This is a genomic window from Pseudomonas putida (assembly GCF_004357765.1).
Taxonomy (GTDB): domain Bacteria; phylum Pseudomonadota; class Gammaproteobacteria; order Pseudomonadales; family Pseudomonadaceae; genus Aquipseudomonas; species Aquipseudomonas putida_U.
The window spans coordinates 40,438-64,791 of the sequence record NZ_SMTE01000012.1; the positions used below are offsets into that span (position 1 = coordinate 40,438).

Consider the following 24,354-nt stretch of genomic DNA (forward strand, 5'->3'; position numbering starts at 1 on the left):
GTGGGGCCGGGGGTTAGTCTTTCGTATGCGACGACGGAGGCCAGGAAGTTGATGGAGTGCGCTCGGTATTTGAATCAGACCGGGGTACTGCTGGGAGACAAGCGGATGACTGAGGCGTCTTTTCGGATTGTTACCATGGTGAAGGCGTTATTAGAGGAGATCGAGCAAGGGATGCGGCCTTCGCAGTTGAGGGCGCGGTATTATGATCCGGCTGGGGGGTGATTGGATTGACACCGCAGGCCTCGTCGCTACGACCATTGGTTGCGCGAGCGTCACTCTGGAGCTGTCAGTTTTTTGTGTTCGGGCTGGTAATGGCCTGCCGCCAGGCAAGCCCTGATTTTCACCAGGTTGGCCTGATGAACCGATCTCCGTACAGAATCGCAAATTGATTCATCGCGCTTTTCCAATCATGGGCCGGTTTTCCCCAATTGGCTGTTATGTTGCGCAATCCCAGCCAAATCAGTTTGGTCGCTGCGTCATCATTCGGGAAATGCCCGCGAGTCTTGATGACCTTGCGGAGTTGGGCGTTGATGCTCTCGATGGCGTTGGTGGTGTAAATCACCTTCCTGATGGCAGGAGGGAAGACGAAGAATGGAATCACTCGATCCCAGGCGCGTCTCCAGGCAGCCACCACCGTTGGATATTTCTCGCCCCGCGGCCCGCTTTCAAACTCATCGAGTGCTTGCTCAGCCGCTTCAGCATTGATGGCTTGGTAAATCGGCTTCAGCTCCTTGGCCAGAGCCCGCCGCTTGTCCCAGGCCGCGAAGTCGAGGCTGTTGCGGATCAGGTGCACGATGCACGTCTGCAGAGTCGTCTCTGGAAACACAGCGCTGAGGGCCTCTGGCATGCCTTTGAGGCCATCGGTCACGGCAATTAGCACATCTTCGACACCACGCGTTTTGAGATCGTTAAAGACCTTCATCCAGAACTTCGCACCCTCGGTGGTTTCGATCCAGATGCCCAAGATATCGCGCGTCCCGTCGGGTAGAACACCCAGTGCCAGGTAAATGGCCTTGTTGCGCACCAGGCCTTCTTCGCGAATCTTCACCCGCAGCCCATCGAAGAAAATGACCGGGTACATCGGCTCCAGTGGCCGCTGTTGCCAAGCACCAATCTCTTCCATGACCTCGTCAGTTACAGAGCTGATGAAATCAGGCGAGACGTCGGTTCCATACTGCTCGGACAGAAAGGCTCGGAACTCTCTGACCGTCACTCCACGGGCGTACAGGGCGATGATCTTGTCATCGAAACCGGTGTACCGCCGCTGTCAACGCCGACTTAAAACTGACCCACTTAACCCCTCGTTTGCCGAAGTAATATTGACCCGCCCGAATCACTCGGGTTGATCGTGTCCATCGTAGCTCCATCGGGGAAAGTCGGCCACTCTCGGTCTGGTCTGCAAGGTCAGCCCGTACAGCACATCAGCTCTATGCAATGAGTTCGTTGGGCCGAAAACGACAAGGCCTCAATCATTGTCGAGGCCCTGAAGATGTCTATTATTTAATTCCGAAGGAAGCAAAAACCCCTATAGGTATGTGCTTGCTAGTTTTTGCAGGCTACCTGCGGAGGCGCAGAAGGATTCAGTCTGATGGGAAATATGATTGAGTTTCCAGCTAAGGGCCTCAGTTCGGAAACTGCGAGGATACACACAAGCCCCTGCCCACCATCGCTCCTTGGCCTGGTGCCTACACCTACCAATGCTTCGTAGTCTTTTCCCGGCTCCAAATTATAAACGACTGCCTGAGCACCACAGGTCCCGTAGGTGCTGCCATAGCTACCAACGGTCGCGCCGAGGGTTGCAATTTGGAACGGGAGATCAGCCCTGACGCGATATTCGGTTACCACCTCTTTGTAGACGCCTTCGGCCATCCGTATTGCAGGGATGTATTCAACAAGAGCAGGCGAAGCTCTTTCCGGCATCCCAATGCTTGCCGACTTCAGGGGGTACTGAGGGTAGTTGATACTCGCTCGCCCGCTCTGCGCGAAACGTCCGGCCTCAGCCATTTTATGACGAGTGGCAGGGGCGCAACCCCCAGTGATGCTATCTCCGTAAACATCGGAATTAGTAATCACGCGAATGCGCGCCATCCCCTCTGACTGAGTAGGCTCCACATATGGGACCGAGGGGATTCCAGAACAACCGGCAAGCATGCAAGCGAAAAGGGTTACGGAAGTGACAGCCCGCATCAACACATCCTTATGTACACGAAAACTCAAAAAAAGCCCGGCGCAATGGCCGGGCTTTGTGTGCCACTCCTCAGCAACGCGCAGGAATGACAGGGTGGGGATAATCTCGCTCAGTCGCTCACTGATGTCAACAGGCTATCGTGCAGCCTCTTTCACCAGCAGACCGTCGGCTTCCAATATCTCTCTTCGAGCGCCTCAGCAGCCTGCCCGGCGGCAACCGCAGCATTGACTGTGGCTTCGCGTCGCCAGGCCCATGCATCCAGCGAGATGTCTACCGATACGGATTGTGGCGCTTTCCGGCGTGCGCCCTTGAGCTTTGGAATGGCCCACGCTGTTACCGCCTTGTAGATGAACAGTGTCGGCGCTGGGCTCGCGATGAGTGGCCGGATCTCCCACGGCACAGGGTATTTGTCCAGCTCGATCACGGTCTTCTTGAAGCCTGGGCCGTAGCTCTTCCTCATGCCGACACCACAACCACGCCGTACAAGGCCTGGGCGTCAAGCTTCTTCATCGGCGGCTCTTCGACAGATTGCGGGTCCGCTCGACGCGGCAGCAAGCCACTCCAGCAGCTCGCCAACCGTCTGCCAGCCCGAGACGCCGGCCTTGCCTCGCTCAACAAGCGCTGGCGAACCTCCGGCAGCGAAGCCAGCACCACCTTGGCCGACTGATCCGGGTACCACTGAAGGCATGACCAGAAACTACCAGAAGGGGCACGAAGATGTGGCGTGGTCCGAGGTCGAAGCAGACCTGGATATCGGTGAATTCGCTGGATAGTTTTGCGCGCATTTTGCGCAAGGACGCCCATAAAAAAATCCAGCCACCTCTCAGTGACTGGATTTTTCAGGGATTTGTTGGTCGGGACGGAGTGATTCGAACACTCGACCCCTTGCACCCCATGCAAGTGCGCTACCGGGCTGCGCTACGCCCCGACTCTATTCTCAATGTTGCCGAGAACGGTGAAGAATGTACCCTAACCCGCTGATAAGTGAAAGCTTTTTCTCAAAAAAATTTCACAACCAACACCGCCAGGTCACTTCTTCAACACCACCAACACATCCTCCAACTCGACAATCATCTGCCGAATCAGCTGCTTGTACTGGGTAGTGTCATCCTTGGCCTCATCACTGGAGAGTCGCAATCGCGCCCCGCCGATGGTGAAGCCTTGGTCATAAAGCAACGCGCGGATCTGGCGGATCATCAGCACGTCTTGCCGCTGATAATACCGCCGGTTCCCGCGTCGCTTGACCGGGTTGAGTTGCGGGAACTCTTGTTCCCAATACCGAAGCACGTGCGGTTTCACCGCACAGAGCTCGCTCACCTCACCAATGGTGAAGTAGCGTTTCCCCGGAATGGGGGGCAGCTCGTCGTTATGGCTTGGTTCCAGCATAGGCCTCAACCCGGGCTTTCAGTTTCTGCCCTGGACGAAAGGTGACGACACGGCGCGCGCTGATCGGGATCTCTTCCCCTGTTTTAGGGTTGCGGCCCGGCCGTTGGCGCTTGTCGCGAAGGTCGAAGTTGCCGAAACCGGACAGCTTGACCTGCTCGTTGTCTTCAAGTGCGTGCCGAATTTCTTCGAAAAACAGCTCGACCAGCTCCTTGGCCTCGCGCTTGTTAAGCCCCAGCTCCTCGTACAGCCTTTCGGCCATCTCAGCTTTCGTCAGAGCACCCATACCGTTATTTCCTTAACGTGGTGTTCAACCTTTGTTCGAGCGAGGTGAGGATAGTGTTCAACGTGGCGTTCACCTCATCGTCGTTAAGAGTGCGCGATGGATGCTGCCAGGTCAAGCCAACTGCCAGGCTTTTTCTATCAGGATCAATACCTTTACCCTGGTAGACATCAAACAGCCTGAGGTCTGTGAGCCATTCGCCTGCGTTGTCACGAATTACTTCAAGCACGTCTTGAGAAGCTACATCACGTCCTGCGATCAAAGCCAGGTCACGACGGGTTTCCGGGAACTTGGAGAGTTCGCTGAATTTCGGCAGGCGGCCTTCGACCACGTCGCCCAGGACCAGCTCGAAGACGTACACCGGGCGATCCAGGTCCAGGGCCTTGGCGACCTCTGGGTGGATGGCGCCGAGGTAGCCGACTTCCTTGCCGTCGCGCTCGATGCGGGCGGTTTGGCCGGGGTGCAGGGCTGGGTGCTTGCCGGCGACGAACTTGAAGTCGCTCAGGGCGCCGGAGTAGCCCAGCAGGGCTTCCACGTCAGCCTTGACGTCGAAGAAGTCGACGCCGTCGCGGCCGTTCGCCCAACCTTCTGGCAGGCGGCTGCCGGTGACGACGCCGGCGATCATCGGCTGCTGCTTGAGGTCGCCGAGCTGGCCGACGAAGCGCAGGCCGCTTTCGAACAGGCGCACGCGGTCTTGCTGGCGGTTGAGGTTGTGCTGCAGCGCCTTGACCAGGCCCGGCCACAGGGACGCACGCATGGCGGCCATGTCGCTGGAGATCGGGTTGGCCAGCTGCAGGGGTTCTACGCCTGGGCTGAACAGCTCGAACAGTTTCGGGTCGATGAAGCTGTAGGTGATGGCTTCCTGGTAGCCGCGGGCGACCAGCAGGCGGCGCAGGTTCGGCAGCTCACCGCGGGTTTCCGGCTTGCCCTGGGGCGCGAGGCGCGCCTGTGGGTAGCGGACCGGCAGGTTGTTGTAGCCGTACAGGCGGGCCAGCTCTTCGATCAGGTCGACTTCCAGGCTGATGTCGAAGCGGTGGCTTGGGACGCTGACGGTCCAGACCTCAGCGCCCGCGGCTCCGCCGTTGCGGGTAGTGGTCAGTTCCAGGGCGTTGAGCAGCTGCTCGACCTGGGCTGGGGCCATTTCCATGCCGAGCATCTGGGTGATGCGTTCGGCGCGCAGGGTGATCGGGGCGACCTTGGGCAGGTGCGCTTCGCTCACGGCTTCGACGACCGGGCCGGCTTCGCCGCCGACGATTTCCAGTACCAGGGCGGTGGCGCGCTCGATGGCTTCGCGGGCCAGCTGCGAGTCGACGCCGCGCTCGTAGCGGTGCGAGGCATCGGTGTGCAGGCCGTAGGAGCGGGCTTTACCGGCGACGGAAATCGGCTCGAAGAAGGCGCTCTCGAGGAACAGGTCGCGGGTCTTCTCGGTGTTTACACCGCTGTGCTCGCCACCCATGACGCCGGCAATGGCCAGGGCGCGGGTGTGGTCGGCGATGACCAGGGTGTCGGCACGCAGGGCGACTTCCTGGCCGTCGAGCAGCACGAGCTTCTCGCCCTCCTCTGCCATGCGCACGCGGATGCCGCCGTTGATTTCGGCGAGGTCGAAGGCGTGCATCGGCTGGCCGAGTTCGAGCATCACGTAGTTGGTGATGTCGACGGCGGCGTCGATGCTGCGCACGTCGCTGCGGCGCAGGCGCTCGACCATCCACAGTGGGGTCGGTTTGCTCAGGTCTACGTTGCGGATGACGCGGCCCAGGTAACGCGGGCAGGCGGCTGGGGCGCTGACTTCGACCGGGCGGACTTCGTCATGGGCAGCCGGCACGGCGGGTACCACAGGGCGGGTGACCGGGGTGTCGTACAGGGCGCTGACATCGCGGGCCAGACCGGCGATGGACAGGCAATCGCCGCGGTTGGGGGTCAGGCCGATTTCGATGCTGGCGTCGTCGAGGCTCAGGTACTGGCGGATGTCCTCGCCAACCGGCGCGTCGGCGGCCAGTTCCAGCAGGCCGTCGTTCTCTTCGCTGATCTGCAGTTCGGCAGCCGAGCAGAGCATGCCGAAGGATTCGACGCCGCGCAGCTTGGCCTTCTTGATCTTGAAGTCGCCGGGCAATTCGGCACCGATCATGGCGAACGGGATCTTGATGCCTGGGCGGGCGTTGGGGGCGCCGCAGACGACCTGGAAGGTTTCCTGGCCGTTGCTGACCTGGCACACGCGCAGCTTGTCGGCGTCGGGGTGTTGTTCGGTGGCGAGGATTTCGCCCACGACGATGCCGCTGAACTGGCCAGCGGCCGGGGTGACGCTGTCGACTTCGAGGCCGGCCATGGACAGGCGGGCGACGAGGTCATCACGGGAGACTTGCGGGTTTACCCAACCGCGCAGCCACTGTTCACTGAATTTCATGCTGTTCTCCTGAAAGTGTCGTCGATTGGGCCTAGCGGAATTGGGCGAGGAACCGCAGGTCGTTGTCGAAGAACAGACGCAAATCGTTGACGCCGTAGCGCAGCATGGCCAGGCGCTCGGCGCCCATGCCGAAGGCGAAGCCCTGGAACTCTTCAGGGTCGATGCCGGACATGCGCAGCACGTTCGGGTGCACCATGCCGCAGCCCATGACCTCGAGCCAGCCGGTCTGCTTGCACACGCGGCAGCCTTTGCCGGAACACATCACGCACTGGATGTCGACTTCGGCGGACGGCTCGGTGAAGGGGAAGAACGACGGGCGGAAGCGCACGGCCAGTTCTTTTTCGAAGAACACGCGCAGGAATTCTTCGATGGTGCCCTTGAGGTCGGCGAAGTTGATGTCGCGATCGATCAACAGGCCTTCGACCTGGTGGAACATCGGCGAGTGGGTGATATCCGAGTCGCAGCGGTAAACGCGGCCTGGGCAGACAATGCGGATCGGCGGCTGGGTCGACTCCATGGTCCGCACCTGCACCGGCGAGGTGTGGGTGCGCAGCAGCATGTTGGCATTGAAGTAGAAGGTGTCGTGCATCGCCCGGGCCGGGTGGTGGCCGGGGATGTTGAGCGCTTCGAAGTTGTGGTAGTCGTCTTCGACCTCAGGGCCTTCGGCGATGCCGTAGCCGATGTGGGTGAAGAACTGCTCGATGCGCTCGAGGGTACGGGTGATCGGGTGCAGGCCACCGGTGGTCTGGCCACGGCCCGGCAGGGTGACATCGATGCATTCGGCGGCCAGGCGAGCGCTGAGCTCGGCCTCTTCGAAGGCTGCCTTGCGTGCGTTGAGCACGACGGTGACGCGCTCTTTGGCGTCGTTGATCAGCGCGCCGACTTTCGGCCGCTCCTCGGCTGGCAAGTTGCCCAGGGTCTTCATCACCTGAGTCAGTTCGCCCTTCTTGCCGAGATAGTTAACCCGGATCTGTTCCAGGGCATTGATGTCTTCAGCGCGCTCCACAGCTTCCAGGGCTTGGGAGACCAGCGCATCCAGGTTTTCCATGTACAGACTCCAGATACGAAATAGGGGAAGAGCTTTGAAGGCTCTTCCCCTATCGATGACGTTTTACACCCGGCGGCGCGAACACCGCCGGATGATTGTCGTGGGTACTTAAGCCAGAACGGCTTTAGCTTTCTCGACAATCGCAGCAAACGCCGCTTTTTCGTTCACTGCCAGGTCAGCCAGAACCTTACGGTCGATTTCGATCGACGCCTTTTTCAGGCCAGCAATCAGACGGCTGTAGGACAGACCGTTGGTGCGGGCACCGGCGTTGATACGAGCGATCCACAGGGCGCGGAACTGACGCTTCTTCTGGCGACGGTCACGGTAGGCGTATTGACCAGCCTTGATGACCGCCTGCTTGGCAACACGGAATACGCGCGAGCGAGCGCCGTAGTAGCCTTTAGCCAGTTTCAGGATTTTCTTGTGACGCTTACGAGCGATTACGCCGCGCTTTACACGAGCCATGAGTAACTTCCTCTATCTTTGACCGAAATTAACGTACGCGCAGCATGCGCTCGACTTTTGCCACGTCAGACGGGTGCAGCAAGCTGGCACCGCGCAGTTGACGCTTACGCTTGGTCGACATTTTGGTCAGGATGTGGCTCTTGAAAGCGTGCTTGTGCTTGAAGCCGGAAGCGGTCTTCAGGAAGCGCTTCGCAGCACCGCTCTTGGTTTTCATTTTTGGCATGTTGGAACTCCGCATTCGATAAAATTACACAATAATCATCAGGCCTGCCGTGCCCGGGAGATTACTTCTTCTTTTTGGGGGCGATGACCATCATAAGCTGGCGTCCTTCCATCTTCGGATGCTGCTCGACGGAGCCGTATTCGGCGAGGTCGGCTTCGACCCGCTTCAACAGCTCCATACCCAGCTCCTGGTGGGCCATCTCACGACCACGGAATCTCAGAGAGATCTTGGCCTTGTCCCCATCACTAAGGAAACGTACCAGGTTGCGTAGTTTTACCTGGTAATCCCCTTCTTCCGTCCCTGGACGAAACTTGATTTCTTTGATCTGGATCTGCTTCTGGTTTTTCTTGGCTTCGTTGGCCTGCTTCTTCTTCTCGAAGAGATGCTTGCCGTAGTCCATCACCTTGCAGACGGGCGGCTGCGCGTCGGCAGAAATCTCTACCAGATCCAGCTTCGCTTCATCAGCGATACGAAGCGCTTCATCAATCGAGACGATGCCAACCTGCTCGCCGTCAGCGCCAATTAACCGAACCTCGCGTGCCGAGATATTCTCGTTGATCGGGGCCTTCGGTGCAGCTCGTTTATCGTTTCTCATTTCACGCTTAATAGTCATTACTCCGATTCTTGGCGACCACGCCGGGAAACCGCATGCGACAGGAGCTCAGCGAACTGCGCGACGGGCATGGAGCCCAGGTCTGCGCCTTCGCGAGTACGCACTGCGACGGTTTGCGTTTCGACTTCGCGGTCCCCTATAACCAAAAGGTACGGGACCTTGAGCAAAGTATGCTCGCGGATTTTAAAGCCGATCTTCTCATTTCTCAAGTCCGACTTGGCACGGAACCCGCTACCGTTCAGAGCATTTTCCACTTCGAGGGCGAAATCGGCCTGTTTGTCGGTGATGTTCATGATCACCGCCTGGGTCGGTGCCAGCCAGGCTGGGAACACACCGGCGTAATGCTCGATGAGCATGCCGATGAAGCGCTCGAACGAACCGAGGATGGCGCGGTGCAGCATCACCGGGCGCTTGCGCGCGTTGTCTTCGGCGATGTAGCTGGCGTCCAGACGCTCTGGCAGGTTCGGGTCGTACTGCAGGGTACCACACTGCCAGTTACGGCCGAGGCAGTCACGCAGGGTGAACTCGATCTTCGGACCGTAGAAGGCGCCCTCGCCCGGCTGGTATTCCCACTCCAGGCCCGACTCGTTCAGGGCATCGGCCAGTGCGCCTTCGGCACGGTCCCACAGCTCTTCGGAGCCTACGCGCTTGGCCGGACGGGTGGACAGCTTCATGGCGATGTCGCTGAAGCCGAAGTCCTTGTACACGTCCAGGGTCAGCTTGATGAAGTCGGCGGCTTCTTTCTTCACCTGATCTTCGGTGCAGAAGATGTGCGCGTCGTCCTGGGTGAAGCCACGCACACGCATGATGCCGTGCAGTGCGCCAGATGGCTCGTTACGGTGGCAGGCACCGAATTCGGCCAGGCGCAGCGGCAGGTCGCGGTAGCTCTTCAGGCCCTGGTTGAACACCTGCACGTGGCACGGGCAGTTCATCGGCTTGACCGCGAAGTCACGGCTTTCCGACGAGGTGGTGAACATGTTCTCGGCGTAGTTCGACCAGTGGCCGGAACGCTCCCAGAGGATGCGATCGACGACCTGTGGGGTCTTGATCTCGAGGTAGCCGTTCTTGCGCTGTACGTCGCGCATGTACTGCTCGAGGACCTGGTACACGGTCCAGCCGGCCGGGTGCCAGAACACCATGCCCGGGGCTTCTTCCTGCAGGTGGAACAGGTCGAGCTGCTTGCCGATCTTGCGGTGGTCGCGTTTCTCGGCTTCTTCGATGCGCTGGATGTAGGCGGCCAGTTGCTTCTTGTCGGCCCAGGCGGTGCCGTAAACGCGTTGCAGTTGCTCGTTCTTGGCATCGCCGCGCCAGTAGGCGCCGGACAGCTTGGTCAGCTTGAATGCCTTGAGGAAGCGAGTGTTCGGCACGTGCGGGCCACGGCACATGTCAACGTATTCTTCGTGGTAATACAGGCCCATGGCCTGTTCGTCCGGCATGTCTTCGACCAGACGCAGCTTGTAGTCTTCGCCACGGGCCTTGAACACGTCGATGACTTCGGCGCGCGGGGTCATCTTCTTGATGACGTCGTAGTCCTTCTCGATCAGCTCCATCATGCGCTTTTCGATGGCGGCCATGTCTTCAGGGGTGAAGGGGCGCTCGTAGGCGATGTCGTAGTAGAAGCCTTCGTCGATGACCGGACCGATGACCATCTTGGCGGTCGGGTACAGCTGTTTCACCGCGTGGCCGACCAGGTGGGCGCACGAGTGACGGATGATCTCCAGTCCCTCTTCATCTTTAGGGGTGATGATCTGCAGGGTGGCGTCGTTCTGGATCAGGTCGCAGGCGTCGACCAGCTTGCCGTCGACCTTGCCGGCCACGGTGGCCTTGGCCAGGCCGGCGCCAATGGAAGCGGCGACTTCGGCTACGGATACGGCATGATCGAACGAACGTTGACTGCCATCGGGAAGAGTAATAACGGGCATGGCGCCTCCTCTCCTAGTGGTGACCCCTACCAAAGGTCACGTGGGTTGGGATGAGCCAGTACAAGATCCGACCTGTCTTCCGCGGGGAAGCCTGCCTCACAGTGGCAGAAGCCTTTCGGCTTGCCAGGGACGAACCAGAGTGACTGGAAAGAAATAAAGATAGTTACAGGCTGGACGATGTCAGCTGCAAGCCGGGCATGCTAGCACGGGGCCTGCGACGGCCGTAGAAAATATTTGGAAAATGGCGCAGAAGCGGTGAACTAATGCAAAAAATTTCCTATCAGACCAAGGGAAGCAACCTACTCTTGATGAGACCTTAACCCAAGGAGTAACTGGTTATGCGAGTACCGTCTCTTCTGGCCCTGGCGGCCGCCGGCGCCCTGCTGCTGCCTGTGGCTGCCAATGCTGGCAACTTCCCTGCCGAGAAGGAGGGCCACTACATGACCCAGTGCCAACAGGTGGCCAGCGGTCAGGGCGTTGACGCCGCGGCCGCGAAAAAGCACTGTGAGTGTGGCGCCCAGGCGATCAAGAAGAATTTCACCGACGCAGAGATTGCCGACCTGGACAGCACTGATGGCGTCGACGCCAAGCTGATGCAGAGGGCGCAAACCATTGTGAGACAGGCCTGCGCACCAAAGAGCTGAAACCTTAAAGCCAGAGCAGGCCAGGGATTATTTGCCCTGGATCAATATCCAGCGAAGGTAAAAGGCGCTACATGCGCAGAATTAGACTATGATGTTCCCCGTGCTCCGTAGCCTCGGCCGCATTGCACCACCGAAAAAACTAAATGTTCTGGAGATTCACCCATGTCCAATCGCCAACAAGGCACCGTCAAATGGTTCAATGATGAGAAAGGCTACGGCTTCATCACCCCAGCAGGCGGCGGCGACGACCTGTTCGTACACTTCAAGGCCATCGAATCCGACGGCTTCAAGAGCCTGAAAGAAGGCCAGACTGTTTCCTTCGTCGCCGAGCGCGGCCAGAAGGGCATGCAGGCTGCACAGGTTCGTCCGGAGTAATTCGGATAGCTGTAAAAAAACCCGCCCTCGTGGCGGGTTTTTTTATGGGGGTTTGCGAGGGGCTGTGGCGACCCTTTCGCGGGACAAGCCCGCTCCCACAGGGACACCACAGCGTCTGAAAACTGTGGTGTCCCGCGAAAGGGCCGCCACAGACGACTACATCACCCGCAATTGACCCGCGTCACCACACCCTGCTCGTCCACGCTCAGGTTCAAACGTTCGGAACGATATTCCAAGGTCACCACATCACGTGGCTTGAGGATACGTGCAACCTGCGAACCGCTGGCCTTGCGCGCTTGCTCCAGCAGGTCGGCGGTGCCGGGCTTGCCGATGGCGAAATCGGCGCCGCTGGCCGAACAGCGACCATCGTTGCCGGTCGGCGGCGTCGGGCCAGTGCCACCGGAAGAGCCGCCAGTGCTGCAACCAGCCAGGACGGTAGCCACCAGCAAGGTCGCCAGGGAAGCACGGGTACGGAACATGAATCCTCCTAATCGAATTGTGAACTGTCTATTGCGACACTTCCGCTTACGGTTTGTTGCACAACCGACAGAGTCTGCCTGAATAGGCGACACGACGCGAAAGACAATCGTGACCTAATTTTGCCTACCCCTCTTGGTTTGTAGCCTGCGCACTTTTATTCTTAAGTCGCAGGGTGATTGACGCAAAGTCATGATTTACTGCAAGAAGTGGAGCGCACCGTGCCTCCCCCGAACGCCAGGATCGCGCGTTCGCCCCTCCGCACCAGGCCCGCAGCGAGAGCCTTCCATGAGCAGCCACAGTATCGACGCCGACATCAAGGTCAAATGGGCCGAGGGCCAGAGTGCCTATAGCCCGGGAACCCCCGAGGAACTGTTGCTGATTGCCATCGACCTGCTGGTGCGTGATCGCGGCAGTGAGGCGGCCCGTAGCTTTATCGATCAGGTGTTCGAGCGGTATGCGCCGCATGGGGCGGTGGCTATCGAGCCGAGTGCGGGGTGACAGGCTGATCGGTGGGGGATGGCACGGGCTGCGCCCGTGTTCGCGGGGCAAGCCCGCTCCCACAGGATCTTCACCGTCCTGGAAAAAGGCGCAGCCGGTGCCAGCCACCGTCGCTAGAAGATTACCCCAGAGATCAGCGCGATATTGGTATAGGGCTGGCACTCCCCGGTACGCACCACGGCGCGGGCATTTCTGGTCAGCGCCTTGAACGCCTCGTGGCTCACCCACTCACGCTTGCCCAGCTTGCGCTGGGAGCGCTCGATCTCGACCATGGCCGGCGGCACCACGTCTTTCATCTCCTCGGCCAGCACATGGCGCTCCACCTGCAACTCACTGAGCACGACCCGCAGCACGCTGGAAAAGTCGGGAATGCCCGGTGTCAGCGCCAGGTCGATCACCTCCACCCCCGGCGGCACCGGCAGCCCGGCATCGCCGATCACCAGGATGTCGCCGTGGCCCATGCCGGCAATCACCCGCGACAAGGCCACGTTCAGCAGAGGGGTCTTCTTCATGGGTCCAGTTCCTCCAGATAAGGGATGGATGGCTGGGCACCCACGCGGGTGACCGACAACGCTGCAGCGCGCTGGCCGAAGGCGATGGCCTCGCCCTCCTCCAGCCCACGAACCAGGCCGGCGGCGAAGCCACCGATGAAGGTATCGCCTGCCGCCGTGGTGTCCAGCGCCTTGACCTTCGGCGCGGGGTAATGCGAGCTACCCTCAGGGCTGACGAACAAGGCCCCCTGGGCACCCAGGGTCACGATCACCTTGCCGGCGCCCAACTGTAACAGCTGCTGGGCCGCAGCGCGGGCGCTGGCCTCATCGTTCACGACAAGGCCGGTCAACGCCTCGGCCTCGCTTTCGTTAGGCGTGAGGTAGTCGATATGGGGCAGCCATTCGGGCGGCAACGGGCCGGTGGCCGGCGCCGGGTTGAGGATCACCCGCTTGCCCAGCTCATGCCCGCGGGCCAAGGTCCAGGCCACGGTATCGGCCGGCACCTCGAGCTGGCAGATGATCACTTCGGCAGCCTGCAGCAACGCATCGAAGCGCTGCACGGCTTGCGGCGTCAGCAGGCCGTTGCCACCTGGCACGATGACGATGCAGTTCTGGCTGCTGGCATCCACGGTGATCAACGCCACACCGCTGGACACACCCTCGCATACGCCCACGCCCTCGCAGTCGATGCCTTCCACTTCCAATGCCGCGCGCAGTTGCTCGCCATAGGCGTCGTCACCGACGTTGCCGACCATGGCCACGCTGCCGCCCAGGCGCGCCACGGCCACCGCCTGGTTGGCGCCCTTGCCGCCGGGCACGGTGAAGAACGTTTCGCCGGCCAGCGTCTCACCCGGGCGAGGCAGCCGCTGGGCGCGTGCCACCAAGTCCATGTTGAGGCTGCCCACTACCACTACCTTGGCCTGCATGGCTGTTCCTTAGCGGTAATCGTTGAACAAGGTCGGGCGCGGCCCGGTGGATTCGCGCGACACGATGCGCGGCGCGACGATGCGCTGCTGGGCCGGACCGTCCGGGTTGGCGATCCGTGAGAGCAGCATCGCCGCGGCACTGTCGCCCAGCTCGCGGATCGACTGGCCGACGGTACTCAACGCCGGGTACACGTAGCGGCTCAGCTCGATGTCGTCGAAACCGATCACCGACAGCTCGCCCGGCACGCTGATGTTGCGCTCGGCGGCAGCGCGCAGCACGCCGAAACCGATCATGTCGTTGCCGGCGAAAATCGCCGTGGGCCGCTCGCCATCGAGCAATTTCGCCGCCGTGTCATGGCCGCCGGGGCTGGTGAAGTCGCAGAACAGCACTCGACTGTCATCCACCGCCAGCCGCGCCTCGGCCATCGCCCGGCGGAAACCGGCCAGGCGCAAGCGGCTGACCCCCGTCTCGGCCGGGCCACCGATGTAGGCGATCGCTTCGTGGCCAAGCTCCAGCAGGTGACGGGTGGCGAGGTAGGCACCGTGCTCGTGGTCGATGCGCACCAGGTCGGCGTCGACGCCATCGAGCTCTCGATCGACGATGACCATGGGTGTGCGCACGCAGGCCAGGCTTTGCAGCAGGTCCTGGTCCTCGCCGACCGAGGCCACCACCAGCCCGTCGATGCGCTTTTCCAGCAGCACGCGCAGGTAGCTGCGCTGTTTCTGCGGGTCGTCATCGGAGTTGCAGAGGATCACGCAATAGCCGTTGCGCTCGCAGGCATCCTCGATGCCACGCGCCAGCTCGGCGAAATACGGGTTGACACTGTTGGGCACCAACAGGCCGATGGTGGCCGTGCTGCGGGCCTTGAGCGAGCGGGCCACGGCGCTGGGCACGTAGTCGAGCTCGCGGATCGCCGCCTCGACCTTGAGCCGCACGTGCTCGCTGACCGGGCGCGTCTTGTTCAGCACATGGGACACGGTGGTGTAGGAAATACCCGCTAGGGCCGCAACGTCTTTGATGGTAGCCATGGATTCAGTTCCGCCGGCCTGCACGCCGGCTGCGATAGGTGTCGAGCACCACGGCGATGACGATGACCGCCCCGGTGATGATGCGTTTGGTGGGTTCGGAGGCGCCGATCTGGGCGAGGCCGGCAGCCAGCACCGAAATGATCAGTACACCGATGAAGGTGCTGATGACCGAGCCACGCCCGCCCATCAGGCTGGTGCCGCCGATCACCACAGCGGCGATGACCTGCAGTTCGAGGCCGGCGCCGGCATTGGGGTCGGCGGCCTCCAGGCGGGAAATCTGGAACAGCGCAGCCAGCCCAGCCAGCAGCCCCATCAGGGCGAACACCAGGACTTTGTAGGGGCGCGGATCGATGCCGGCCAGGCGCACGGCCTCTTCGTTGGTGCCGATGCCGATCAGGTAGCGACCGAACACGGTGCGGGTCAGCACCAGGTGCGCGACCACGATCACCAGCAGGGCGATGAGAAACGCTGGCGAGATGCCGAAGGCCAGCGGATTGGAGAACCAGGCATAGGCATCGCCGATATAGGCGGTGCGCGAGTCGGTGAACTGGTAGGCCAGGCCACGGGCCATCTCCAGCACGCCGAGGGAAACGATGAACGATGGAATGCGCCAGGCCACGGTGACGCCACCGGTGATACTGCCGGCCAGGGCGGCGATGGCCATGCCCAGCATCGCTGCCGGCAGCACGCCCCAGCCCCAGCCAAGGATCGCCACGCTCACCGTCGAGGCCGCCAGGGCCAGCACCGACCCCACCGAGAGGTCGATGCCGCCGACGATCAGTACGAAGGTCATGCCTACCGCCAGCACCATCAGGTCGGGAATCTGGTTGGCCAGGGTGCTGAACGTGGCGTACGACCAGAAGTGACTGCTCAACAGCGAGAACAGCACGATCATCGCCAACAAGGCGCCGGCCAGGCCCAGGTAGGTGCCCAGGCCGAAGTACGCGGCACTGCGCCGGACGGGGGTGTTGCCAGAGGTATCGAGGGGAGCGCTTTTCATGGGTCCATCCTGGGCGCTGCGTCGTGCAGCAGGGCATCACGTTTGCGGTAGCCGGCGAAGGCAGCGGCCAGGAGCTGGTCCTGGCTCCAATGTTCGCGGGCGAAGGTGTCGATCAGATGGCCAGCGCTGAGCACGGCGATGCGATCGCAGATCAGCATCAGTTCGCGCAGGTCGCTGGACACCACCACCAGGGCCTTGCCCTGGCGCGCCAGTTCCGCCAGCAGGCCATAGATGTCGAATTTGGCGCCGACGTCGATGCCGCGTGTGGGCTCGTCGAACAGCAGCACCTGGCAGTCGCGGGCCAGCCAGCGACCGATCACCACTTTCTGTTGGTTGCCACCGGACAACTCGCCCACCACCTGCTGTGGCCCGGCGCTGCGGATGCGCAGGGCCTCGATCTGGCGCTCGGCCAGGGCCTGTTCTGCGCCAGCGTCGAGCACCCCGGCGCGGGAGACCGCGCCCAGGTTGCCCAGCGACAGGTTGGCGCCGATCGACTGCGACAGCAGCAGGCCTTCACCCTTGCGGTCTTCGGTGATCAGGGCGATGCCGGCCTTGACCGCGGCCTTGGGTGAATCGATGACCACCTCACGCAGTGGCTGGCCGACTGCGATGCTGCCGCGGTCGGCGCGATCGGCACCGTAGATCAGGCGCAGCAGCTCAGTACGTCCGGCGCCGATCAGCCCGGAAATGCCGAAGATCTCCCCTGCCCTGACCTCGAACGACACATCCCGGACCTTGTCGCTGCGCCCCAGTCCCTCGACCTTGAGCAGCGCCGGGCCGAGGCTGCGACGCCCCAGATCGATGTGCTCGGCGAGTGTCCGGCCGACCATGAGGTTGACCAGTTGGGCGCTGTCGTAGCGCTGGATCGGTTCGTCGCAAACCCGCTCGCCGTCGCGCAGCACGACGATGCGCTGTGCCACCCGCTGCAGTTCTTCGAGGCGATGGGAGATATAGACGATGGCCACGCCGCGCTGGCGCAGGCGTTCGATCTGGGTAAACAGCAACTCGACCTCACGCGCGGTGAGCATGGCCGTGGGCTCGTCGAAAATCAGCACATGGCAGTCGCCGATCAGGTTGCGGGCGATTTCCACCATCTGCTGGTGGCCGATGCCCAGCTCACCGACCGGGGTGTCCGGGTCGATGGCGTCCAGGCCGACCTGGGCCATGGCTGCCTGGGCCAACTGGAGCAGGCGCTTCTGGTCGACCCAGCCGAAGCGGCTGGGCAGGTTGTCGAGAAACAGGTTTTCCGCCACGGTCAGGGTCGGCAGCAGGTTGAGCTCCTGCATCACCATACGCACGCCGAGCTGCTCGGCGTGGCTGCGGCTGGTCGGGGCATAGGCCTGGCCACGATAGGTCATCTGCCCGCTGGTCGGAGTTTCCAGGCCGCAGATGAGCTTGGACAAGGTGCTCTTGCCGGCGCCGTTCTCGCCGGTCAACGCCAGCACTTCGCCGGCGCGCAGGGTCAGGCTGACGTCTGCGAGCACGGGCTGGGCGTAGGTCTTGCCCAGGCCGGTGGCGACCAGCACGGGGTCATTGGCCGCAACGGACATGGCCACTCTCCTGCCCGCTCACGGCTGGGTGATCAGTTCGACCGGGGTCTGGATGACATTGTCGGCATCCACATCCGGTTTTTCCCCCTTGAGCATTTTCAGCGCCGCCTGAATGCCGAATACCGCTTGCTGGCTGGCGGCCTGGTCGAGGGTCGCCAGCACACGGCCATCCTTGAGCATCGGTTTGATGGCGTTGATGTTGTCGTAGCCCACCACTTGCACCTGGCCGGCCTTGCCGGCAGCCCGCACGGCAGCGACCGCGCCCAGCGCCATGCTGTCGTTGCCGGCCAGCAAGGCCTTGAGATCGGGGTATTCGTTGAGCATCGAGGCGGCGACGGCGTTGCCTTTGTCGATTTCCCAGTTGCCGGACTGCACCGAGACGATGTTCATCTGCGCGGCCTGCATGGCGTCCTTGAAGCCAGCGGTGCGCTGCTGGGCATTGGTGGTGGTCGGTACGCCTTCGATGATGCCGACCTGGTCCCCGGCCTTGAGCTTGTGCTGGGCCAGGTATTCGCCGACCAGGCGTGCACCCTTGCGGTTGTCGGGGCCGACGAAGGGCACGCTGATGCCCTTGCTCTTGAGCAGTTCCGGATCGAGGCGGTTGTCGATGTTGATCACCACCACACCTTGGTCCATGGCCTTCTTCACTGCCGAGACCAGCGCCTTGGAATCCGCCGGGGCGATGACCAGAGCCTTGGCGCCGGCGTTGACCATCTGCTCGACGATGCGGATCTGCTCGCCGGTGTCGGTTTCGTTCTTGATGCCGTTGGCGACCAGTTCGAACTCATCGGGGTGGGCTTTCTGGTAATCCTTGGCGCCGTCTTCCATGGTGCGGAAGAATTCGTTGGCCAGGGACTTCATCACCAGGGCGACCTTGGGTTTCTCGTCGGCCTGGGCGGCGGTGAAGGGAGCGCAGAGGGAGAGCGTCGAGGCGAGGGCAAGCGCCAGCAGACGACCGTGGAACGGCAGCTTCATGGAAAGGACCCCGAATTTTGTGGTTTTTATCGGATCGCAAACGTTTGCGTTGACTCACTATGGTAATGGGATCGCTTTTTGTCAAATCCCCATAGCGTGCCGCCTGCGGCCTGTCTGCCGCTGAGTTTCCGAATTATTCCAAAGAACCGAAGCGGTTTCCATCGATACGGCAATATCAATGCGCCACCCGCCCCTCTAGCACCGGGATTCCAGCTCGAGCTCCAGGCTGTAACCGCCACGGAACCAATCTTGTTTCCACGGTCCTATACGGTTTTCGCCCGACTTGCTGTTGCGAAAAAACTTACGGTGAAATACTGTATGTGCATACAGCAAAATAAGGAATATTCCGTGGTCAACACCGCCTCTGCAACGCCAAGCAGCTATGAACAACTGGGCGTGCGCATCCAGAAGATCATCAACAGCCCCACCGCCCAGCGCAGCCGCGCGGCGCTGATCTTCCGCCTGGAACATGAGTCGCCCGACGACTGGGAAACCCTGCTCGAAGAAATCGCCGAGAACGACAACGTCACCCTCGCCCACCGCGACGATGGCGGCGTGCAGATTTTCTGGACGGTGCCCAAGGAAGATTGACCCCTCCGACAGCGCTGGTGCCCTCCAGCCGATAACGACGCTTCACCCGCATACCGGCGACAACGCCCAATAGAAACCGGAGCCGATACTGCATCGCGCTCCCTGGACGATGATGTGTTTTCATGAAGAAGTGGCTGTACGCTGTAACCCTTTCCTTCGCTGCCTGCAGCGCCTTCGCCAACCCACCAGCGACATTCACCGAAGCCAAGGTCGTTGCCAAGCAACAGGTCTACCTCGATCAGGCCAACAGTGCCATGGGCGAGCTGTACTGCGGCTGCAAGTGGACCTGGGTCGGCAAGTCCGGCGGCCGTGTCGACGCCAAATCGTGCGGCTATCAAACCCGCAAACAACAAAGCCGCGCTGAGCGCACCGAATGGGAACACATCGTGCCGGCCTGGACATTCGGCCACCAGCGCCAGTGTTGGCAAAACGGCGGGCGTGCGCAATGCGAGGACTCCGACCCGACGTTCCGTGCCATGGAGGCCAACCTGTTCAATCTCTACCCCGCCGTGGGCGAGGTGAACGGCGACCGCAGCAATTTCAACTACGGCATGGCCTCCGGCGTGGCGCCGATCTACGGCCAGTGCACCACCCGCATCGACTTTCAGCATAAAGCGGCCGAGCCGCGCGACGAGGTGAAGGGCCTGGTCGCACGTACCACCTTCTATATGTTCGATCGTTACAAGCTGAACATGTCGCGCCAGCAGCAACAACTGCTCATGGCCTGGGACAAACAGTACCCGGTCAGCGCCTGGGAGAAGGAACGTGATCGGCGCATCGCCAGGATCATGGGCCACAGCAATCCGTTCGTCAGCGGCGAGCGCAAATGGACGCTGGGTTACAAACCGGCGGGTGACGGCGTCGTGGCCGGCAAACCGACCCAGGCGCCGGCCTCTGCGCCCAAGCCGTCGCTGGCCAGCGCCGGTGGCAGCATCGTCGGTAACCGCAACAGCCATGTGTACCACCTGGCCGAGGGCTGCCCCGGCTACACCCAGGTGGCGGCAAAGAACCAGGTGATGTTCGCCTCAGAAGCCCAGGCGCAGGCGGCAGGCTTTCGCAAGGCTGGCAACTGCCGCTAGGCCTTGCCAGCGATCCGGGAAAGATCAGGCGAGCGCTTCGAGATAGGCACGAGCTTCGCGATAACGGGCCAGCCGCGCCAGATCGGCCGGCCCAGGCGTGGCGATGCGGGTGAGGTCGCTGTTATCGGCCAGGTCGGCAAGCTTGACGGTCCGCGCCAGGGGATCGCCACCCAGGCGGGCGACGAAGTCGAGGTAGTCTTCGCCGTCGCGCCGGCTCAGGGCGAGCAAGGCGGCGAGAATTTTCAACGCGAAGCCCTCGCGGGCCAGGTCGGAGAGGGTCAGCGGCGTGTCTTCGATCACGTCGTGCAGCACCGCGACGATACGCTGCTCGGGCGTTTCGACTCGCATCATCACCCGCAGCGGGTGCAGGATATACGCCGCGCCACCTTTGTCGTACTGCCCTTCATGCGCCCTGGCGGCTACGGCAATGGCCCGTTCCAGCGTCGACATAAAGGCCCTCCCCGTTCTACCTCTCCTGAAACAAGCATAGCCGGGTCTGGCGAAGGATGACTAGCGCTGCGCGCCGTGCTGGATCACGATCGAATCGGTACCGAGCTTGGCCATGACCTCGGCCTTGCGCGCCTGGGCTTCATCACGGGTGGGGAATGGGCCCAGCAGCACCACCGGCTTGCCGTCGCGGTATTCCACCGATGAAGGAATGCCTTTTTCGATCAGGCGGGCGGTCATGTCGCTCAGGGCGCCCATGTTCGCACCCTGGATCACTTCGACATCCCAGCCTTGGGGCGCGGGTTCACCGGCCAGGGCATCGGCACGACGCTGCAGGTCGGCACCACCGCAGTATTCACGGATGCGCAGGTTGTCGCCGGTGTCGTCGACGATGATCTCGTACTGGCCGGAGTCGCCCTTGATCGCGACGTAGCTGCGGTAGGCCTCGTACTGGCCGGCGTCGTCCTTGCCACGCACCTGGCCACAGATGGTGCCCTTGGTGTCGATACGCACGTTGCCGAACTTGGCGGTCTTGGGGTTGTGCAGGTGCTCGGCGACCTGCTTGTGCACGCCTTCGACTTCGTTGTCACAGCCCGCCAGGGCCAGCACTGCCATTACCACTGCCAGTTTACGCACGTGTCTACCTCCAGATTCGAAGGCGCGGATTCTAGCATGCCGACCCCGGTGCCGGACCGCGACCATCCGTTACAGGCTGCTACATGCCTGCCCCGACACCAGAATTGCAACAGCAAAAACGCAAAAAGGGCGACCCTCTCGGATCGCCCTTTTCGTTGCCCGAAAACCGGGACTTTGTTTGGTAGGCACAATTGGACTCGAACCAACGACCCCCACCATGTCAAGGTGGTGCTCTAACCAACTGAGCTATGTGCCTGTCGTGTGGTGCGCATATTAGTGACCGATCGGCAGGCTGTAAAGCTTTTTTTTCAAAAAAATCAAAAACTTTCAGCCGCCCAAAGCAAAAAGGGCGACCCTTGCGGATCGCCCCTTTCGTCGAATTTGGTAGGCACAATTGGACTCGAACCAACGACCCCCACCATGTCAAGGTGGTGCTCTAACCAACTGAGCTATGTGCCTTCGATGTGGGCGCATTCTACGCGTTCCAAAACCAGTGTCAACTGTTTTTTTCACGCTAAGCTACTGAATCTTAAACTGTTTATAGAAAGGAGCCGCTTCTGCCCCAGTAAAGGATTTTCACCGGACGACTAGCGGGTGTTTATTATTATTGATAGCATCGGTACATTCGTTAAAAATATAAAACACGAGGTTTCTCGAGCATGTCCAATACCCCCTACCCACAGTCCTACTACGCCGCCTCGGCAAACCCGGTGCCGCCACGTCCGGCGCTGCAGGGTGAGGTGGAGACCGATGTGTGCATCATCGGCGCCGGCTACACCGGCCTGTCCAGCGCCCTGTTCCTGCTGGAAAACGGCTTCAAGGTGACCGTCGTCGAGGCCGCCAAGGTCGGTTTCGGCGCCTCCGGCCGCAACGGCGGCCAGATCGTCAACAGCTACAGCCGCGACATCGACGTGATCGAACGCACCGTCGGCCCCAAAGAAGCCCAGCTGCTGGGCCAGATGGCCTTCGAAGGCGGCCGCATCATCCGTGAGCGCGTGGCCAAGTACAACATCCAGTGCGACCTGAAGGACGGCGGTGTGTTCGCTGCCCTGACCAGCAAGCAGATGGGCCATCTGGAATCGCAGAAACGCCTGTGGGAACGCTTCGGCCATACCCAGCTGGAACTGATGGACCAGAAGCGCATCCGCGAAGTGGTCGCCTGCGACAGCTATGTCGGCGGCATGCTGGACATGAGCGGCGGCCACATCCACCCGCTGAACCTGGCCCTGGGCGAAGCCGCGGCGGTCGAGTCGCTGGGCGGCGTCATCTATGAGCAGACCCCGGCCGTACGCATCGAGCGTGGCGCCAACCCGGTCGTGCACACGCCGCAGGGCAAGGTGAAGGCGAAGTTCATCATCGTCGCCGGTAACGCCTACCTGGGCAACCTGGTTCCGGAACTAGCCGCCAAGTCGATGCCATGCGGTACCCAGGTGATCACCACCGAGCCGCTGGGCGAAGACCTGGCGCGCAGCCTGCTGCCGCAGGACTACTGCGTCGAGGACTGCAATTACCTGCTCGACTACTACCGCCTGACCGGCGACAAGCGCCTGATCTTCGGCGGTGGCGTGGTGTACGGCGCGCGCGACCCGGCCAACATCGAAGCGATCATCCGTCCGAAGATGCTCAAGGCCTTCCCGCAACTCAAGGACGTGAAGATCGACTTCGCCTGGACCGGCAACTTCCTGCTGACCCTGTCGCGCCTGCCGCAAGTCGGGCGTATCGGCGACAACATCTACTACTCCCAGGGCTGCTCGGGCCATGGCGTGACCTACACCCACCTGGCGGGCAAGGTGCTGGCCGAGGCCCTGCGCGGCCAAGCCGAGCGCTTCGACGCCTTCGCCGGCCTGCCGCACTACCCGTTCCCGGGTGGCCAGATGTTCCGCGTGCCGTTCAGCGCGATCGGTGCCTGGTACTACAGCCTGCGCGATCGTCTGGGCTTCTGAGGTTCGCCGCAGGTCAGGTAAACCTGTGAGTACCCATCGCCGGCAGCCGACTCCTGAGGGGGCTGGCTTGCCGGCGATGTTGTTTGGCGCGAACTACGGCTTGTCCAGACTGCTGACAGCCTGCTTGGCGGCAATTTCCTGGCCGGAGCGGGCCAGTTCGTCGGCCGCCTGCAGCCAGCGCTGACGGTCCACCTGGGCCGGCAACTGGCGTGGTGGCTGCACCAGCACCGCCCAACGCCCCTCCTCGGCCCAGGCCGATTCGAACGCGTCCATCGGCATCATCTGCCGCCGATGCATGCCCGAGCGCAACAGCACCCGTCCCTTGTAGCGGTCGAAACCGATCAACACCGCATAGCGTGGCTCGCTCCACCAGGCCGAACCTTCCTGATAACGCACCAGCACCGGATTGCCGGCGGCGACCTGCACCAGCAAGGCGTCCAGTGTCTTGTCCAGCGGATACACGACCATGCCGTATTCACGGGCTACCCGCGGGATGCCGGTGTCCAGCGCGTCGGCGCCCTGGGGCAGGTTCAGCGGTTTGTCGAGCAAGCCTGGCGTGATCGGTGCCCCCTGCTGCGACAGCACCGCGGCCAGGGCCATGGCGCCACTGTGGTTGGCGTTGCCCTTGTAGAACGGCACGCTGCTGATCTCGACCTTCTGCGGTACGCCCTTGACCGCTACCGGCGGCGCGCTGGCGCAGCCGGCCAGGGTGGCGGCCAGCAGACAGGCCGCGAGCAGACGTCGTGGGTAGAAATGATTCGCTTGCATGGGTACTCGCTTGTTCCAATGCCAGATCTCCGACCCGGCCCTGGGCACGATCATAAGGGTGCAGGCGCGTATGGGTATAGTGTGCGGGCGGCTAGGAACCAAATGGCCCAAGCAATAGACCTTCGGTCAATGGAACGTCACAGGGGGCGAGCTAAACTTGGGGTGTGTCCACGTAGCCGCCTTGCGCTGGCCGGGATAAGGAGGCAGACATGAGCCTGACAATGGCAATCCTGATGCTGGTTGGCATGTGGCTGAGCGTCGCGGCCGCCATGCTCTGGGGCGTATTGCGCATCGTGCGCCGCCATTCGCACCACCATCACCTTCCGCCACAACCTGCTGCCAAGGCGCAGCCGGTCCGCCGTGCACGGCGCCACGCCGGCGCGCACTGAAATCTCG

At 61.8% G+C, this 24,354-nt stretch carries 26 protein-coding genes, 3 tRNA genes and 1 pseudogene; 7 read left to right on the top strand and 23 right to left on the bottom strand.

What is annotated here, in order from left to right; genetic code table 11:
- Positions 1–340: 340 nt before the first annotated feature.
- The 11 genes and pseudogenes from E2H86_RS18915 to thrS all read right to left on the bottom strand — a co-directional run.
- A pseudogene (locus E2H86_RS18915) lies at positions 341–1,267 on the bottom strand (IS256 family transposase); the annotation flags it as partial.
- Positions 1,268–2,339: 1,072 nt separating this feature from the next.
- Entirely contained in the window at positions 2,340–2,648 is a 309-nt protein-coding gene (locus E2H86_RS26315) for a hypothetical protein (RefSeq protein ID WP_243744079.1), read from the bottom strand.
- Between the two features lie 391 nt (positions 2,649–3,039).
- Positions 3,040–3,116: transfer RNA gene (locus tag E2H86_RS18930), tRNA-Pro, on the bottom strand.
- Positions 3,117–3,217: 101 nt separating this feature from the next.
- Positions 3,218–3,574: a MerR family transcriptional regulator gene (locus E2H86_RS18935; RefSeq protein WP_009394050.1), complete on the bottom strand. Its 357-nt coding sequence runs from the start codon at positions 3,572–3,574 to the stop codon at positions 3,218–3,220.
- Entirely contained in the window at positions 3,555–3,857 is a 303-nt protein-coding gene (gene ihfA, locus E2H86_RS18940) for an integration host factor subunit alpha (RefSeq protein WP_133330570.1), read from the bottom strand. The genes E2H86_RS18935 and ihfA overlap by 20 nt, the downstream gene beginning before the upstream one ends.
- 4 nt (positions 3,858–3,861) lie before the next feature.
- The gene (gene pheT / locus E2H86_RS18945) at positions 3,862–6,255 is read right to left on the bottom strand and encodes a phenylalanine--tRNA ligase subunit beta (protein WP_133330572.1); all 2,394 of its coding nucleotides are present in this window, start codon (positions 6,253–6,255) and stop codon (positions 3,862–3,864) included.
- 31 nt (positions 6,256–6,286) lie between these two features.
- Positions 6,287–7,303, bottom strand: a complete 1,017-nt coding sequence (gene pheS / locus E2H86_RS18950; protein WP_133330574.1) for a phenylalanine--tRNA ligase subunit alpha — start codon at positions 7,301–7,303, stop codon at positions 6,287–6,289.
- Between the two features lie 108 nt (positions 7,304–7,411).
- On the bottom strand, positions 7,412–7,768 hold the full coding sequence (rplT, locus tag E2H86_RS18955) for a 50S ribosomal protein L20 (RefSeq protein WP_003250671.1): 357 nt from the start codon (positions 7,766–7,768) through the stop codon (positions 7,412–7,414).
- 28 nt (positions 7,769–7,796) lie between these two features.
- Complete coding sequence (rpmI, locus tag E2H86_RS18960; RefSeq protein ID WP_003250667.1) at positions 7,797–7,991, bottom strand: 50S ribosomal protein L35; 195 nt, start codon at positions 7,989–7,991, stop codon at positions 7,797–7,799.
- Positions 7,992–8,052: 61 nt separating this feature from the next.
- Positions 8,053–8,604 (bottom strand): translation initiation factor IF-3, encoded by a 552-nt coding sequence (infC, locus tag E2H86_RS18965; RefSeq protein ID WP_196172435.1) that lies wholly within the window; start codon positions 8,602–8,604, stop codon positions 8,053–8,055.
- The gene (gene thrS, locus E2H86_RS18970; RefSeq protein ID WP_133330576.1) at positions 8,604–10,526 is read right to left on the bottom strand and encodes a threonine--tRNA ligase; all 1,923 of its coding nucleotides are present in this window, start codon (positions 10,524–10,526) and stop codon (positions 8,604–8,606) included. Before thrS ends, infC begins: the two co-directional genes overlap by 1 nt.
- 338 nt (positions 10,527–10,864) lie before the next feature.
- Between thrS and E2H86_RS18980 the strand changes: the two genes are divergently transcribed.
- Both E2H86_RS18980 and E2H86_RS18985 read left to right on the top strand, forming a co-directional pair.
- Positions 10,865–11,170, top strand: a complete 306-nt coding sequence (locus E2H86_RS18980; protein ID WP_133330578.1) for a hypothetical protein — start codon at positions 10,865–10,867, stop codon at positions 11,168–11,170.
- A 162-nt stretch (positions 11,171–11,332) separates the two neighbouring features.
- Entirely contained in the window at positions 11,333–11,545 is a 213-nt protein-coding gene (locus tag E2H86_RS18985; protein ID WP_003250656.1) for a cold-shock protein, read from the top strand.
- 161 nt (positions 11,546–11,706) lie between these two features.
- Here the strand turns inward: E2H86_RS18985 and E2H86_RS18990 are convergent, their stop codons facing one another.
- On the bottom strand, positions 11,707–12,024 hold the full coding sequence (locus tag E2H86_RS18990) for an I78 family peptidase inhibitor (RefSeq protein WP_133330580.1): 318 nt from the start codon (positions 12,022–12,024) through the stop codon (positions 11,707–11,709).
- 286 nt (positions 12,025–12,310) lie between these two features.
- Here E2H86_RS18990 and E2H86_RS18995 point away from each other — a divergent pair, with 286 nt between their 5' ends.
- The gene (locus E2H86_RS18995) at positions 12,311–12,523 is read left to right on the top strand and encodes a hypothetical protein (RefSeq protein WP_133330582.1); all 213 of its coding nucleotides are present in this window, start codon (positions 12,311–12,313) and stop codon (positions 12,521–12,523) included.
- A gap of 113 nt (positions 12,524–12,636) precedes the next feature.
- Here the strand turns inward: E2H86_RS18995 and rbsD are convergent, their stop codons facing one another.
- From rbsD to E2H86_RS19025, 6 genes are read right to left on the bottom strand one after another with little or no spacing between them, the layout of a single operon-like run.
- A complete protein-coding gene (gene rbsD, locus E2H86_RS19000) occupies positions 12,637–13,035 on the bottom strand; it encodes a D-ribose pyranase (protein WP_133330584.1) in 399 nt (132 codons plus the stop codon).
- Positions 13,032–13,940, bottom strand: coding sequence for a ribokinase (gene rbsK / locus E2H86_RS19005; RefSeq protein ID WP_133330586.1), 909 nt, complete (start codon positions 13,938–13,940; stop codon positions 13,032–13,034). The genes rbsD and rbsK overlap by 4 nt, the downstream gene beginning before the upstream one ends.
- Before the next feature lie 9 nt (positions 13,941–13,949).
- Positions 13,950–14,969: a LacI family DNA-binding transcriptional regulator gene (locus tag E2H86_RS19010; RefSeq protein WP_133330588.1), complete on the bottom strand. Its 1,020-nt coding sequence runs from the start codon at positions 14,967–14,969 to the stop codon at positions 13,950–13,952.
- Between the two features lie 4 nt (positions 14,970–14,973).
- Entirely contained in the window at positions 14,974–15,969 is a 996-nt protein-coding gene (locus tag E2H86_RS19015) for an ABC transporter permease (RefSeq protein ID WP_133330590.1), read from the bottom strand.
- On the bottom strand, positions 15,966–17,519 hold the full coding sequence (locus tag E2H86_RS19020; RefSeq protein ID WP_133330592.1) for a sugar ABC transporter ATP-binding protein: 1,554 nt from the start codon (positions 17,517–17,519) through the stop codon (positions 15,966–15,968). The genes E2H86_RS19015 and E2H86_RS19020 overlap by 4 nt, the downstream gene beginning before the upstream one ends.
- Positions 17,520–17,537: 18 nt before the next feature.
- Positions 17,538–18,494 carry a sugar ABC transporter substrate-binding protein gene (locus E2H86_RS19025; protein WP_133330594.1) on the bottom strand — a complete coding sequence of 319 codons (957 nt, stop codon included), beginning with the start codon at positions 18,492–18,494 and terminating at the stop codon, positions 17,538–17,540.
- Between the two features lie 348 nt (positions 18,495–18,842).
- On the opposite strand from E2H86_RS19025, the gene E2H86_RS19030 reads away from it, so the two are divergent.
- Both E2H86_RS19030 and E2H86_RS19035 read left to right on the top strand, forming a co-directional pair.
- Positions 18,843–19,085 (top strand): DUF1654 domain-containing protein, encoded by a 243-nt coding sequence (locus tag E2H86_RS19030; protein WP_133330596.1) that lies wholly within the window; start codon positions 18,843–18,845, stop codon positions 19,083–19,085.
- 122 nt (positions 19,086–19,207) lie between these two features.
- A complete protein-coding gene (locus E2H86_RS19035; RefSeq protein ID WP_133330598.1) occupies positions 19,208–20,164 on the top strand; it encodes an endonuclease in 957 nt (318 codons plus the stop codon).
- A 24-nt stretch (positions 20,165–20,188) separates the two neighbouring features.
- Here the strand turns inward: E2H86_RS19035 and E2H86_RS19040 are convergent, their stop codons facing one another.
- The 4 genes from E2H86_RS19040 to E2H86_RS19055 all read right to left on the bottom strand — a co-directional run bounded on the left by E2H86_RS19040 (position 20,189) and on the right by E2H86_RS19055 (position 21,706).
- Positions 20,189–20,614, bottom strand: a complete 426-nt coding sequence (locus E2H86_RS19040; protein ID WP_133330600.1) for a GTP pyrophosphokinase — start codon at positions 20,612–20,614, stop codon at positions 20,189–20,191.
- Positions 20,615–20,674: 60 nt separating this feature from the next.
- Positions 20,675–21,247, bottom strand: coding sequence for an SPOR domain-containing protein (locus E2H86_RS19045; protein ID WP_133330602.1), 573 nt, complete (start codon positions 21,245–21,247; stop codon positions 20,675–20,677).
- Between the two features lie 179 nt (positions 21,248–21,426).
- Positions 21,427–21,503: transfer RNA gene (locus E2H86_RS19050), tRNA-Val, on the bottom strand.
- A gap of 126 nt (positions 21,504–21,629) precedes the next feature.
- A tRNA-Val gene (locus E2H86_RS19055) sits at positions 21,630–21,706 on the bottom strand.
- A 200-nt stretch (positions 21,707–21,906) separates the two neighbouring features.
- Between E2H86_RS19055 and E2H86_RS19060 the strand changes: the two genes are divergently transcribed.
- A complete protein-coding gene (locus E2H86_RS19060) occupies positions 21,907–23,190 on the top strand; it encodes an NAD(P)/FAD-dependent oxidoreductase (protein ID WP_133330604.1) in 1,284 nt (427 codons plus the stop codon).
- A 93-nt stretch (positions 23,191–23,283) separates the two neighbouring features.
- Here the strand turns inward: E2H86_RS19060 and E2H86_RS19065 are convergent, their stop codons facing one another.
- On the bottom strand, positions 23,284–24,012 hold the full coding sequence (locus E2H86_RS19065; RefSeq protein ID WP_133330606.1) for a peptidase C39 family protein: 729 nt from the start codon (positions 24,010–24,012) through the stop codon (positions 23,284–23,286).
- A gap of 155 nt (positions 24,013–24,167) precedes the next feature.
- Here E2H86_RS19065 and E2H86_RS19070 point away from each other — a divergent pair, with 155 nt between their 5' ends.
- Complete coding sequence (locus E2H86_RS19070; protein WP_133330608.1) at positions 24,168–24,347, top strand: hypothetical protein; 180 nt, start codon at positions 24,168–24,170, stop codon at positions 24,345–24,347.
- Positions 24,348–24,354 lie beyond the last annotated feature (7 nt).